The organism is Sorangium sp. So ce394, assembly GCF_051474665.1.
GTDB classification, from domain to species: Bacteria; Myxococcota_A; Polyangia; order Polyangiales; family Polyangiaceae; genus Sorangium; species Sorangium cellulosum_D.
The window spans coordinates 8,767,528-8,780,233 of the sequence record NZ_CP150339.1 but is presented as its reverse complement, the minus strand read 5'-3'; the positions used below and the strand labels follow the sequence as shown (position 1 = coordinate 8,780,233).

Here is a 12,706-nt window from a genome sequence, read left to right as displayed (position 1 = left end):
GCCCTTGGGATCGAGGAGCATGCCGATGGAACTCCGCCACCTGCGCTACTTCATCGCCATCGCCGAGGAGGAGAGCTTCAGGCGCGCGGCAGAGAAGCTGCGCGTGTCACAGTCGCCGTTGAGCCGTCAGATGCAGCAGCTCGAAGAGGAGATCGGCGCGGAGCTCTTCGAGCCATCGGGGCGCGGCGTGAAGCTCACGACCGCCGGGCGGCTGCTCCTGGACAGAGCGAAGACGATCCTCTCCGACGTGGACGCTGCGGCCAAAGAGGTGAGGGAGACGGCCGAAGGCCAGATCGGAACCGTCACGATCGGGTTCGAGAGCGGCTCTGCGTATATAGGCCCGCTGTCGACGATCCTCTCGAGGTTTCGGGAGCTGGCGCCTCGAGTCAACGTGGAGCTCGTGCCCATGAGCAGCGCCCAGCAGTGGGACGCCCTGCGCGCGGGGCAGATCTCGCTCGGCTATGGGAACTACGTCCCTGATGACTCCTCGCTCGAGAGCGTCGTGCTCGCCCGGCATCGCCTGGGGATCGTCGTGCCGAAGCAGCACCCGCTGGCGACCGCATCCACGATCAACGTCAAGGACCTGGCGACCGAGCCCGTGCTCATGGATCCGCGGAAGAGCAACCCTCGTCTGTACGACGACATCATCGCCGCCGTCCGCGCGCGCGGCGTGACCCTGAACGTGGCTTCGGAGATCCTCGACGGAGAAGCCCTGTTGACGCTCGTGGCGAGCGGCTTCGGATTGACCTTCGGCGCGGAGCCCGCGGCTCGTTTCCTCGCGGTCGGCACCGCGGTCTGGAGGCCGGTCAGCGATCTCGGTCTGGAGATGCTCAACATCGCGATGTGGCGGCCCGACGCGCCGTCTCTCCTGCTAAAGCCGCTCATTGGCTTGGTGCGCGAGCTCGGCGTCGCTCCTCGCGATCGGGAGACGGAGCTGCGAAGACGTGAGCGCGAGCGCCAGCGGCGACCGCGACGCGGGTAGGTGCGGTGAGCGGCGCCAGCAAGGGCGCGCTCCGCCGGCACCGCCCCGCGCCTCGTACCGGAGAACCCGCCGCTCGTCCGGCAAAACCCCCGCCTGGTCATCCTTCGCTCGATCTCGCCACCTCGTCTGGCAACGTGGCTGCCCTATGACATCCCGTACACGACGAGATCCTCTGCCGAGGGTCGTCGCCCTCACCGCGCTGGCTGTCCTCAACCCCGCATGCGGATCGAGCTCCGGTACGCCGGACGCGCCTGACGACCTCCGCGGCGAGCTGGAGCGCCGCCTCGACGCCGCGGCGATGGCCGGGTTCTCCGGAGCGGCGCTGGTCACGGTGGACGGGGGCACGGTGCTGGCGCGCGGCTACGGCCTCGCGGACCGAGACGACGGCGTGCCCAACGTCACCGACACCGCGTACGATTTCGGCTCCGTCATGAAGGACCTCACGGCGGCGGCCATCTTCAAGCTCGAAGGCGAGGGCAAGCTCAGGGTGACGGACTCGCTCGCTACCCTCTTCGACGACGTGCCCGCCGACAAGGCCGAGATCACCGTCCTGCAAGTCGTCCAGCACAGCGCCGGGTTCGACGAGTACCACGACACCGAGGGAGACTTCGAGCCCATGGCGCGCCTCGAAGCCCGCCAGCGGATCTTCGCGCAGGAGCTGCGGTTCGAGCCGGGGAGCGAGAGCGAGTACTCGAATTCGGGCTACACGTTGCTGGCCGACATCGTCGAGACCGTCTCGGGGCGAGGGTTCACCGAGTACGTGCGCGACGAGCTCCTCACGCCCGCCGGGATGCAACACAGCGGCTTCTTCGGCGACCCGGTGTGGGAACGGGTCGACACCGCCATCGGGTACGGAGAATCGACGTTCGGGAGCAACGACCCGGCCGCGTGGCCGTACACGTGGTCGCTGGTCGGCAACGGCGGGCTGGTCACGACGGTCTCCGATCTGGAGCGCTGGCTGGTCGCCGTCTGGGGCGGGGACGTGCTGGACCCGGCCGCGCTCGACGCCTACCGGACGCTGTACCTCTCGGGCGCGAGCTTCGAGGGCAAGACGGTTTACGGCTACGCCGGGGGCAGCGACTTCGGCTTCGGGGGGTACGCGGCGGACTGCCCGGAGGCGAACACCCGCGTGATCCTCGGGACGAACGCGTCCGACGCGTTCGATATCGAGCAGCTCGGGGGCGAGCTGGCCCAATTCGTTCTCTCGGCGCAATAGGACGAGCTCAGCCTGGTTGACGGATGCCCACGGTGTTCTCCAGCAACTGCTGCCGGACCTCCCGCGCCCGATCGCGCGACACGGGGACGCGGAGCGTGGGGCCGACCTCGACGAACAGCTCTCCCGCGAGCCGGCTCAGCCCCTGCACGTGCGCCGGGGCGATGAGCCAGTTGCGGTGCACGCGCAAAACGCGGCTGCCGAGGGCGGCCCCGAGCGCGTTGAGGGAGAGGTCCATCGAGAATACACCATCGACGTGGTGGACGTAGGTGAGGCGATCCTCGGTCTGAAATGCAAACATGCCATCGAGGTCCAAGAAGACGAGGCTGTTGCTCTTCCGGGCGACCAGGCGCCGCCGCGCGGCGCCGTGGGTCGGCGGCCGGCGCCGCTCGAGCAGCCGTGCCGCGCACGTCGTGATGCGATCGAGCGTGAAGGGCTTCAGGAGATAGTCGACGACGCCCAGCTCGAACCCGTCGAGCGCATACTGCGCCGAGGCGGTGGCGAGCACCACCGCCGGGGGGCTCGCCAGGCCGGCGAGCGACCGGGCGAAGTCGAGCCCCGAGCGATCCCCGGGCCGATCGACGAGGCGGACGTCGACGAACGCGACCTCGATGCCGAGCTCAGGGCGCTCGAGCACCTCTCGGGCATCCTCGACGCTCGTCACCGCGGCGATGTCCCCGAAGCTTCCCGTGTCGCGCAGCAGCTCTACCAGGAAGTTGCGCGCCGGCCATTCGTCTTCGATGATCAGGGCGGACAGGGGCTTCATGCGCTCCTCTTTGGCAACACGATCTCGACGCGTGTCCGGCCTGGCTTCGCGTCGACCCGCAGCGATGCGCGGGCGGATTCGAGGGCCATGCGGCGCCGCACCAGGTTCAGCCCCCGGCCCCCGGGGCGGGCGGAGCCCGGGTCGAAGCCGGGCCCGTCATCCTCGACGGTGCAGCGCAAGCGGTCCGCGTCGTCGGCGATCCGCAGGGCGACACGGCCGCGGCCCGGCCGACGGAGCGCGCCGTGATGAACCGCGTTCTCCAGCAGCGGCTGCAGCAGCAATGCCGGAAGGACGCAGTCCTCCGCCGACCGGTCCACGGCCCACTCGAACGCGAGCCGCCCGACGTGCCGAGACTCCAGGATCCGAGCGAAGCCCCGGAGCCAGCTCACCTCCTCGCGCACCGTGTGATGGTGGCGTCGCGGCTCCTGCATGGCGTCTCGCAGCAGGTCGCCGAGCGTCGCGATGAGGTCGCGGGCTTCGCGCGGCTCTTCGGTCACGAGGCCTGCGATCGTGTTGAGGGTGTTCAGCACGAAATGCGGCTCGAGCGCGGCGCGGATGCGCGCGAGCTCGGCCTCCTGGCGGAGCGCGTGTCGCTCCTGCTCCAGCCTTCGCTCGGCGCCGATCCGGCGCGGCAGCTCGACGAGCAGGGCCCAGAAGCCGAACAGCGCGTCACCGTCGAAGAAGCCGACGACGGCGGTGGCCCCGAACGTCTGCCGCGGGCCCTCGGCGAAGGCGTCGGGCAGCGCCATGACGAGCAGGAGGGCGGCGAGGTGGATCAGCGAGCTGGCGATCCCGGCCGTGAGCGCGAGGGTCAGCAGCTGCCGCCAGACCGGCGTACGCTGCGTGTCGAGCCTATGCGCCACCGCCGTGAGCGCGCCGAGGACCGCCGACACCCACGCCGCGATCCCCAGCGCCTCCCGGGCGTCGAGCCTGCTGGTGCTGACCCAGTTGAGCAGCCAGAGCACGGCCGTCGTGATCAGCACGGCCTTGCCGAGGTGGGCCTTCCCGTGGCTGGCGGGTTCGTGCGCCGCCGCCGTGACGCCACCAGTCCAGGCTAGCATCGTCCGGGCCGGGCCATGGGTTCTTGGGAAAAGACATCACGGGAACGCGGCGTCCGCAACGTCGTCGCGCGCGACGATCGGCGAAGGAAAGAGGCGCCGCCGACGTTCGCCGCGGCGCGCCCGACCCGAAGAGATAGCCCAGCGTCAGGGCCGTGGCCTCGGTTTCGAGCTGCGCCGTTCGGTGAGGATCTCGTGCAGCGCCGGGATCGCGAGCGCCTACCGGCGCCGACGCCGAAGAACGAGCGCAGAAGCGACCAGCGAGAGAGCGGCGGCGAGCCCGCCGTTCCGAGTGCCCGCGCCCGTCCGGCAAGCGCACGAGCCGCCTGAATCGTCGCCGGCCGCGTCGTTCCCACCCGAGCCACTGGCAGCTTGCGTGCTGTCGTTGCCACCGCTGCCAGGCCCACCGGAGGGATCGGCGCTGCCGCCGCTGCCCGAGCCAGCGGTGCCGGTCGCTCCGCCGGTGCCTCCGGTGGCCGAGCCGCCGCTGCCCGACATCGCGCCCCCGGCGCCGCCGCTGCCGCCATCGCCGCCTCCGCCGCCGCCGTCGCCCCCGTCACCCGGCATGGTGGGTCCGGTAAACCGCCACCAGTTGAACTTGAAGAGGTCGCCGTTGCCGCCGACGAACTTCAGGAACAAATCGTGTTTCCCGCTGCCCCCGCTGACCGCGCAGGTCTTGGTGGTCCAGGACGACGCGCCCGAGACGTCACACGTCCCGAGCAGCGTGCCGTCCTGACTGTCGAGGTGGAGCTCGATCTTCGCGTTGCCGGCCGAGGACGATACCCGAGCCTCGAAAGAGGTCACGCCGTCCAGGAAATCGACGTTCTTTACCTTGATGTAGTCGCCATTGCTGATGGACGTGACGTTCATGCCGGCGCCGGTGTCGGTGCACACCTCGGTCTTGAGCCCGGACGAGAAGGCGATGGTCTCGGCCTCGACCTGACTGAACGGATTCAGCGTGTCGACGGCGGACGGTCCGCTCGTGGACATCGTGATCTTCGGAATGCTGCCGTCGGCGCCGTACGTGAACTCCTCCACGCAGACCGAGCGCTTGTAGTTACTGCCGCCTGGCAATGCGCTGTTGTGATAGAAAAAGTACGAGTGCCCCTTGTAGTCGACGACGCCGGCGTGATTGGTGAAGGTGCGCCCGGCGTCCATGATGTCGCCGCGGATGTTCCAGGGCCCGGTCGGACTGTTGCTGGTCGCGTAGCTGATCTTCTCGCTCCCGGCGATGGCGGCGTAGACGAGGTAGTACAGCGACCCTCGCTTGTAGAACCACGGACCCTCGGTGAAGCCGTTCAACGGCACCTCGGTGATGTTTCCCGAGGTGCTGATCATGTCCGAGTTCAGCTTCACGTGCCGGAGCTTGGCATTCCCCCAGTACATGTGGGCCTGTCCATCGTCGTCGACGAACACCGTCGGGTCGATGTTGCCGCCTCCGGGCGCCACGGCCAGCTCCCTTCCCAGCGGGTCCATGAACGGGCCTGCCACATTGTCCGATACGCCAACGCCGATCTTCGCGCCGGTGTTGTTGTTCAGCGGTACGTACAGATAGTACTTGCCGTTCCTGGCGATCCCCTGCGGCGCCCACGCATTGTCGGTCCCCCAGCGGAAGCTCTTGTAGCCCGCGGGCGAGCCGTGGTCCGTCCAGTTGACCATGTCGACGGTGGAGTACAACCTCCAGTCGTTCATGGTGTAGAAGTCCTTCACCGTCACGTCCTCGTCGTGGGACGTGTAGAGGTACAACCTGCCTTCGTGCACCATGGGAGCGGGGTCGGCCGTGTAGAAGGTCTGCACGATCGGGTTGTCCGCCCGAGCGAGGGACGGAATCGCGGCGACGATGGCCAGCGCCATCCCCGACAGGGTCATGCTTCTTGCTCGGTTCCACGTTGTGTTCAGGCGCACGTTGAATCCTCTCGCGAGCGGAATTGCCGGCGCCCCGCACCCCTGGTGCTGACTCGACGGAGGCGCCATCAAATGAGCGGATGGCCCGCGCAAAGGCACGCAGGGCGACCCACCCAGGACAAAGAACAAGTATTCCCCTTCGAAATGTGAACGATCACATTTCGTGTGTCAAACCCAATCGAACGGCCCGAGCCGGATCCTCGAGCCTGTGGGGAGGACAACGCTGGCGGGCTCCTCCGGAGCGCCCCGCCACCAGGGAGCGAGCGCGGATCGCCGGCCCGATGCGCTCGACGCCGACCTGCGCAGCGACGGCCGGCGCTCGACGCCGCAGGCGGCCGGCGCCCTGGGATCGCCTCTCGCGCGCGGCGACTCGAGCGCGCGCTCCGGCCACGAGCTCGCCCCACCCTCGGCCGATTCGGAGCGACGTCGCTTATGTGAGCGCTCACATATTCGCGGCTGCGGTGGGGTGGTTGCGCTTGCCCTTCACCGGATCAGGACACGCCGGATGTCGATGGGGCGCGCCGAGCGCTCGGCTTCATTCCCTACCGCAGCGCGGCGAGCAGCTCGGCGAAGCCGCGCTCGGGATCGTCCGGGAAGAAGCGGAGCTCCAGCGTCCCCTTCGGCGTCGCGCCGAACGCGCGCCACCGGCCGCGGAGCTCCTCGAGCGCGGCGTGCGTCGAGGCCACCCGCTCCTCGGTGATCGCGACCGGCGGCGCGATGCCGGCCCCGGCAGCGCCCTCGAGCATGGAGGCGCGCCGCGCCTCGTTCGACACGAGGGGGTCGTACCAGCCGGCGTTGGCGAGCGCCTCGGCGAGGAGCAGCTCCCGGCGGTCCTCGCCGAAGCCGCGGTACTTGTCGGCCCCGCCGGCGCGGTTCGCCTCGGCGTTGATGCGCGCCGGATCCATGCCCGCGTCGACCCGACCCCAGAAGCCGTGGCGCAGCCCGAACGCGGACTCCACCACGAGGTGGATGAGGTCGTGGGGCAGGTGGTCCCCGTAGGTCGGAAACACCCAGGAGGTCTCGGTGCCGTCGCGGCGATGCACGTAGATGCGATCGCGCTGGCCGGGGACGCGGACGAAGGCGGCTCGCAGGAAGGGCGCTCCGGTGCTCATGCCGCCATCGTACCGCACGCGCGCCTGCGCGCGCCCGTCCGAGCGCCCGTCCGAGCGCCCGTCCGAGCAGCGGGCCGGCCGCCGCGCGTCAGCGGAACCGGTCGGTCGCCTCGATGAGCTCGTGCAGGATGCCAGGCTCCATCGCCGAGTGCCCCGCGTCCGCCACGATGCGCAGCTCGGCCTCCGGGAACGCGCGGTGCAGCGCCCACGCGCTCTCCGGCGGACAGACGACATCGTAGCGGCCTTGCACGATGACCGTGGGGATATGGCGGATCCGGTGCACGTCGTCGAGCAGCTGCGTCTCCGACGCGAGGAACCCCTTGTTCATGAAATAGTGGCACTCGATCCGGGCGAACGCGAGGGCGAACTCCTCTCCCGACGTCTTCGTGACGAGCTCCTGGTTCGTGAACAGGCAGCTCGTCCGCCCCTCCCACACGCTCCACGCCCGCGCCGCCTGCTGCCGCAGCTGGGGATCGGGGCTCGTGAGCCGCCGGTGGTAGGCCGTGAGCAGATCGCCCCGCTCGGCCTCGGGGATGAACGCGAGGTACTCCTCCCACGCGTCCGGGAAGATGGCGCTCGCGCCGCGCTGATAGAACCACTCGAGCTCCTGCTTCCGCAGGAGGAAGATGCCGCGCAGCACGAGCTCCGTCACCCGCTCCGGGTGCCTCTCGGCGTAGGCCAGCGACAGCGTGCTCCCCCACGAGCCGCCGAACACCAGCCAGCGCTCGATCCCGAGGTGCTCGCGGAGCGCCTCCATGTCCGCGACGAGGTGCCAGGTGGTGTTCTCCTCCAGGCTCGCGTACGGCGTGCTCTTGCCGCAGCCCCGCTGGTCGAAGAGCACGATCCGGTAGGCGGCCGGGTCGAAGAAGCGCCGCTGCTTCGGCTCCGTGCCGCCCCCGGGGCCGCCGTGCACGAAGATCACCGGCTTGCCGCGCGGATTGCCGGACTCCTCGAAATAGATCTCGTGAAGATCGGAGACGCGGAGCCTGCCGGCGCGGTACGGCTCGATCTCGGGATACAGCGTTCGCCTCTGGGTGCCTGTCATCGTCATGCCGCTCCCGTCCGTTGACCCGGCGTCCTGCCCGCGCCAGCGCGCGTCAGCCTACGCCAAGGCGCGCCGGGAGGGGAGAGGGCGTGGAGGGGAAACGGCGGGAATGGCGGGGAACAGCGGGGAGCGGCGGGCGCGCCGGCCCGGGGGCGGCGGCCGCTCAGCCGGCCGGCGCGGCCTCGCGCGGCTCGGCCTTGGACGCGCCGCCGAAGAGCGCCTCGAGCGCGGGCCCGTACTTCTGGAGCGCCACGCGCCGCTTCAGCTTCAGGGTCGGCGTGAGCATCCCGTTGTCGGCGGTGAAGTCCTCGGCCGCGAGGGCGATCTTCTTGATCTTCTCGAAGGACTTGAAATCCGCCGCGTACCGGTCGACCTCCTCCTGGACGTGCGCGACCACGCGCGGGTGCTTCAGCATCGCGTCGGGCGACTCGAACGTGAGCCCCTGGCCCCGCGCCCACTCGGCGAGCGCCGCCATCTCGGGCACGATCAGCGCCACGTTGAAGGGACGGTTGTCGCCGTAGATCATCGCGCTGTTGATCAGCGGAGACAGCTTGATCTTCTCCTCGAGCGGGGCCGGCGCGACGTACTTGCCGTTCTCCAGCTTGTACTGCTCCTTGATGCGGCCCGTGACGTAGAGATAGCCGTCGTCGTCGAGGTAGCCCAGATCGCCTGTGCGGAAGCCGCCGTCCTCGGTGAAGACGGCCTTGTTCTCCTCGTCGCGCTTGTAATAGCCCATCATGACGTTCGGGCCGTAAATGACGATCTCGCCCTGCTTCGGATCGTGCGTCTCCGACTTGTCGATGACGACCCGCACCCCCGGGATCGCCTTGCCCACGCTGCCGAGGCGGCGGGCCCCCGGGTAGTTCACGGAGGCGACGGGCGACGTCTCGGTGAGGCCGTAGCCCTCGTAGATGGTGATGCCGAGCGCGTCGACGAACTCGGCCACCTGGTACGAGAGCGCCGCCCCGCCGCTGATCGCGTACTTCAGCTTGCCGCCGAACTTGGCGCGGATCTTCGAGAAGATGACCCGGTCCGCCACGGCGAGGGTGAGCCGCTCGACGAGGTGGAGCGGCTCGCCCTTGTTCTGCTTCGTCGCGGCGCGCAGCCCGGCGCGGAACAGGCTCTGGATGACCGCGGGCTTCTCGGTCATCTGCTTCTGCACCCCCTCGTAGATGCGGTTGAAGATCCGCGGGACGCTCATCAGCACGGTGGGGTGCACCTCGGCGAGGTTCGCGACGATCTTGTCGACCGACTCGCTCAGCGCCATCGACGCGCCGACCGTGATCATCACGTGGAGCTCGCCGGTGTGGCCGAACGAGTGGGCCCACGGGAGGAACGACAGGCTCCGGTCGCCGCTGCCGAACGGGATGAGATCCACCACGGCGCAGACGTTGGAGGCGATGTTGCCGTGCGAGAGGATCACCCCCTTGGGATTGCCGGTCGTGCCCGAGGTGTAGATGAGGCACGCGGTGTCCTTCGACGTCGGCTGGATGGCGGGCGCCGGGCTCTTCTCGCCCGCGGCGAGCAGCTCCTTGTACGAGGTGGTCCGCGCGCCGGGGACGCCGTCCGCCGGCCCCGCGGGCTCGAACAGACAGACGACGTGCTTCAGCGAGGGCGCCTTCTCGGGGAGATCCTTGCATTTGCCGTAGATCTGCGGCGTGGCGACGATCGCGGCGACGGCCTCGCAGTCGTTGATGATGAACGCCCACTCGCTCGGCAGCTGCGCCTCGTACATCGGCACGACCGCGACGCCCATGCTGAAGCAGGCATAGGCCGAGACCGCCCACTCCACACGGTTGTTGGAGATGAGGGCCACCCGATCGCCCCGCTGGACGCCGAGCGACGCCAGGCCGCCGCGAAACCTGGCGACGAGCTGCCCGAACTCCGCATAGGTGATCCAGTCCCAGCGGCCCTCGGTCTTCGTGCCGAAGATCGGCTGGGGCCCATGCTGCTTCAGCGAGCGATCGAGCAGTTCTACCAGGTTTTCCAGTTTCGCCATCGGGTCTCCTCCCGGGGCGATTTTTACCATGATGCCCCGGCCGGCTCTGCGTCCTTTTGGCGGCGCGCGGCGCCGGCGTGGCTCGGGCCAGCGCTGGATCTGTCCCGCCCGTCCGCATCCGTCCGCGGATCCCGGCCGCGTCGCGCGCGGGGAGGGCGCGCGCCGCGCCGCGCCGCGGGAGGCGGGGGCACGCGGGAGCGGGCGCCGGGCGCGCGAGGTGGCGGCCTCGGGCCCCTTCTGTTAGAGGGTGCATCGCTTCAATGCCCCGGTATTCGATCACGACGTTCGGCTGCCAGATGAACGTGCACGACTCCGAGCGGATGCACGACGTGCTCCGCCGCGCCGGCTACACCGAGGCCGGCGGTCCGGACGAGGCCGACGTGCTCGTGCTGAACACCTGCAGCGTGCGCGAGAAGGCCGAGCAGAAGCTGCGGAGCGAGGTGGGGCGGCTCGCGCGCTGGAAGCGCGAGGGCGAGGGTCGGGTGGTCGTCGTCGCGGGGTGCGTGGCGCAGCAGGAAGGGGAGCGCCTCCTCAAGCAGCTGCGGACGATCGACGTCGTGGTCGGGCCCGACAACATCCCGGAGCTGCCGGGCCTGCTCGGCGACCTCGCGCTCGGCGGCCTGCCGGTCGCGCGCACGGTGTTCGACCTCGACGCGCCCCGGTTCCTCGTGGCGTCGCCGCCGCCCGCGTCGCGCGCCGCGCCGACGGCGTTCGTGACCATCATGAAGGGCTGCGACGAGCGGTGCTCGTTCTGCATCGTCCCGCACACCCGCGGGCCGGAGCGCTACCGGCCGAGCGACGAGATCGTCGCCGAGATCGCCGCGCTCGTGGCCGCGGGGACGCGCGAGGTCACCCTCCTCGGCCAGACCGTGAACAGCTACCGCGATCCGCTCGGCGCGCTGCCTCGGGCCCCCGGCGCGAGCGCGGACGACCCGGACGAGAGCGAGTTCGCGGCGCTGCTCCGGCGCGTCGCCGCCGACATCCCGGGCCTCGCGCGGCTGCGCTACACGAGCCCGCACCCGCGGCACCTCACGCCCTCGCTCCTGCTCGCCCACGCCGAGCTCGCCGTGCTGCCGCGCCACGTGCACCTGCCGGTGCAGTCGGGCAGCGACCGGGTCCTCCGGCGGATGATCCGTCGCTACACGCGCGCCGAGTACGTCGCGAGGACGCGCGCGCTCGTGGAGGCGGTCCCGGGGCTGACGCTCTCGACCGACATCATCGTCGGCTTCCCGGGCGAGACCGAGGACGACTTCGCGGCGACGCTGTCGCTCGTGCGCGAGGTGGGGTTCAAGGGGCTGTTCGGGTTCAAGTACTCGCGCCGCCCGCACACGCCCGCGCTGAAGCTGCCGGACGACGTGCCCGAGGGCGTGAAGGGCGAGCGGCTCGCGCGTCTGTTCGAGGAGAGCGAGGCGCTGCTCGCCGCCCACCTGTCCGGCCTCGTGGGGACCACGCAGGAGGTGCTCGTCGAGGGGCGCGACAAGGAGCGCGGTCACGGCGGCCAGGGCGGCGCGCTCTGGTCGGGCCGGACGGGGCGCCACGAGATCGCGCACATCGAGGGCGCGGCGGAGCTCGATCTGCTCGGCGAGGTCGTCGAGGTCTCGATCGCGCGGGCGAACAAGCACTCGCTGCAGGCCGAGCTCACGGAGGCGGCGCGCGCCGCGGCCCGGCCGCGGCAGCGGGGCGCCGCGGAGCCGCGGCCGGCCCGGCGCTCGCTGCCGGTGGTCGCCGCCGAGGGGGGCTGACGTGGCGCTCGTCCTCGACTTCGGCGGGGCGTCGCCGCGGCTCGGGCGCGGCGTGTTCCTCGCGCCGAACGCGACGGTGATCGGCGACGTGGAGCTCGGCGACGAGGCGAGCGTGTGGTTCGGCGCGGTGCTGCGCGGGGACATCGGCGCGATCCGCGTCGGCCCGCGGACCAACGTGCAGGACCTCGCGTGCCTGCACCTGACGAGCGGCGTCTCGGAGACGATCGTCGGCGCCGACGTGACCATCGGCCACGGCGCGATCCTGCATGGCTGCCGCGTCGGGGACGGGTGCCTGATCGGGATGGGGAGCATCCTGCTCGACAACGTGGTGGTCGGCGAGGGGTCGGTGATCGCCGCGGGCGCGGTGGTGCCGCCCGGGAAGGTGATCCCGCCGCGGTCGCTGGTGCGCGGCAACCCGGCGCAGGTGATGGGGGAGGTGCGGCCGGACCAGGCCGAGCTCGGCAGGCTGGGCGCCGCGAGCTATGTGGAGAACGCGCGGCGCTTCCGGGCGGCGCTCGCCGCGGCGTCGTCCGCGGCCGGCGAGCCGGGGGCCGCCGCGGCGAGGGGCGATGGTGGCGCGATGCACGAGGTGAAGAGGCCATGAACATCACGGTGAACGGGGAAGCGCGCGAGGTGCCGTCGGCGGTCACGGTGCGGAGGCTCGTCGAGCTGCTCGGGCTGACCGAGGGGCCCGTGGCGGTGGAGCGCAACGGCGAGGTGGTGCCGCGGGCCGAGCACACGGCCGCCGAGCTCGCCGAGGGCGACGTGATCGAGATCGTGCACTTCGTCGGCGGCGGCTGAGCCCGCCTCGTGATCTAGCGTTCTTCCAGTTCGTCCGCGATCCGGGTAGCATCGCCAGCTGCCGTGGATACGAGGGCCCTCGC

Annotated in this window: 11 protein-coding genes; 5 read left to right on the top strand and 6 right to left on the bottom strand. The window is 70.5% G+C overall.

Annotated elements, in window-relative coordinates:
• Nucleotides 1-25 precede the first annotated feature (25 nt).
• Nucleotides 26-982: a LysR family transcriptional regulator gene (locus WMF33_RS32250; RefSeq protein ID WP_437332223.1), complete on the top strand. Its 957-nt coding sequence runs from the start codon at nucleotides 26-28 to the stop codon at nucleotides 980-982.
• Between the two features lie 145 nt (nucleotides 983-1,127).
• On the top strand, nucleotides 1,128-2,198 hold the full coding sequence (locus WMF33_RS32245; protein WP_437332222.1) for a serine hydrolase domain-containing protein: 1,071 nt from the start codon (nucleotides 1,128-1,130) through the stop codon (nucleotides 2,196-2,198).
• A 7-nt stretch (nucleotides 2,199-2,205) separates the two neighbouring features.
• On the opposite strand, the gene WMF33_RS32240 is transcribed toward WMF33_RS32245, so the two are convergent.
• From WMF33_RS32240 to WMF33_RS32215, 6 genes are all read right to left on the bottom strand, one after another.
• Nucleotides 2,206-2,961: a LytR/AlgR family response regulator transcription factor gene (locus WMF33_RS32240; RefSeq protein WP_437332221.1), complete on the bottom strand. Its 756-nt coding sequence runs from the start codon at nucleotides 2,959-2,961 to the stop codon at nucleotides 2,206-2,208.
• A complete protein-coding gene (locus WMF33_RS32235) occupies nucleotides 2,958-4,022 on the bottom strand; it encodes a sensor histidine kinase (RefSeq protein ID WP_437332220.1) in 1,065 nt (354 codons plus the stop codon). The genes WMF33_RS32240 and WMF33_RS32235 overlap by 4 nt, the downstream gene beginning before the upstream one ends.
• A 216-nt stretch (nucleotides 4,023-4,238) precedes the next feature.
• Nucleotides 4,239-5,888, bottom strand: a complete 1,650-nt coding sequence (locus tag WMF33_RS32230; RefSeq protein ID WP_437332219.1) for a glycoside hydrolase family 43 protein — start codon at nucleotides 5,886-5,888, stop codon at nucleotides 4,239-4,241.
• A gap of 578 nt (nucleotides 5,889-6,466) precedes the next feature.
• The gene (locus tag WMF33_RS32225) at nucleotides 6,467-7,036 is read right to left on the bottom strand and encodes a hypothetical protein (RefSeq protein ID WP_437332218.1); all 570 of its coding nucleotides are present in this window, start codon (nucleotides 7,034-7,036) and stop codon (nucleotides 6,467-6,469) included.
• An 88-nt stretch (nucleotides 7,037-7,124) separates the two neighbouring features.
• A complete protein-coding gene (gene pip / locus WMF33_RS32220) occupies nucleotides 7,125-8,087 on the bottom strand; it encodes a prolyl aminopeptidase (RefSeq protein ID WP_437332217.1) in 963 nt (320 codons plus the stop codon).
• A gap of 157 nt (nucleotides 8,088-8,244) precedes the next feature.
• Nucleotides 8,245-10,080, bottom strand: coding sequence for an AMP-dependent synthetase/ligase (locus tag WMF33_RS32215; protein WP_437332216.1), 1,836 nt, complete (start codon nucleotides 10,078-10,080; stop codon nucleotides 8,245-8,247).
• A gap of 260 nt (nucleotides 10,081-10,340) precedes the next feature.
• Between WMF33_RS32215 and miaB the strand changes: the two genes are divergently transcribed.
• The 3 genes from miaB to thiS are packed head-to-tail and all read left to right on the top strand — an operon-like array spanning nucleotide 10,341 to nucleotide 12,623.
• Complete coding sequence (gene miaB / locus WMF33_RS32210; protein ID WP_437332215.1) at nucleotides 10,341-11,822, top strand: tRNA (N6-isopentenyl adenosine(37)-C2)-methylthiotransferase MiaB; 1,482 nt, start codon at nucleotides 10,341-10,343, stop codon at nucleotides 11,820-11,822.
• Between the two features lies 1 nt (nucleotide 11,823).
• Nucleotides 11,824-12,426, top strand: coding sequence for a gamma carbonic anhydrase family protein (locus WMF33_RS32205; protein WP_437332214.1), 603 nt, complete (start codon nucleotides 11,824-11,826; stop codon nucleotides 12,424-12,426).
• Nucleotides 12,423-12,623 carry a sulfur carrier protein ThiS gene (thiS, locus tag WMF33_RS32200; protein WP_061627456.1) on the top strand — a complete coding sequence of 67 codons (201 nt, stop codon included), beginning with the start codon at nucleotides 12,423-12,425 and terminating at the stop codon, nucleotides 12,621-12,623. The genes WMF33_RS32205 and thiS overlap by 4 nt, the downstream gene beginning before the upstream one ends.
• Nucleotides 12,624-12,706 lie beyond the last annotated feature (83 nt).

What these genes read in the sequence shown, in the direction of transcription:
- WMF33_RS32250 (WP_437332223.1), top strand. Translation starts at nt 26, where the DNA reads ATGGAACTCCGCCACCTGCGCTACTTCATCGCCATCGCCGAGGAGGAG.
- WMF33_RS32245 (WP_437332222.1), top strand. Translation starts at nt 1,128, where the DNA reads ATGACATCCCGTACACGACGAGATCCTCTGCCGAGGGTCGTCGCCCTC.
- WMF33_RS32240 (WP_437332221.1), bottom strand. Translation starts at nt 2,961, where the DNA reads ATGAAGCCCCTGTCCGCCCTGATCATCGAAGACGAATGGCCGGCGCGC.
- WMF33_RS32235 (WP_437332220.1), bottom strand. Translation starts at nt 4,022, where the DNA reads ATGCTAGCCTGGACTGGTGGCGTCACGGCGGCGGCGCACGAACCCGCC.
- WMF33_RS32230 (WP_437332219.1), bottom strand. Translation starts at nt 5,888, where the DNA reads ATGACCCTGTCGGGGATGGCGCTGGCCATCGTCGCCGCGATTCCGTCC.
- WMF33_RS32225 (WP_437332218.1), bottom strand. Translation starts at nt 7,036, where the DNA reads ATGAGCACCGGAGCGCCCTTCCTGCGAGCCGCCTTCGTCCGCGTCCCC.
- pip (WP_437332217.1), bottom strand. Translation starts at nt 8,087, where the DNA reads ATGACGATGACAGGCACCCAGAGGCGAACGCTGTATCCCGAGATCGAG.
- WMF33_RS32215 (WP_437332216.1), bottom strand. Translation starts at nt 10,080, where the DNA reads ATGGCGAAACTGGAAAACCTGGTAGAACTGCTCGATCGCTCGCTGAAG.
- miaB (WP_437332215.1), top strand. Translation starts at nt 10,341, where the DNA reads ATGCCCCGGTATTCGATCACGACGTTCGGCTGCCAGATGAACGTGCAC.
- thiS (WP_061627456.1), top strand. Translation starts at nt 12,423, where the DNA reads ATGAACATCACGGTGAACGGGGAAGCGCGCGAGGTGCCGTCGGCGGTC.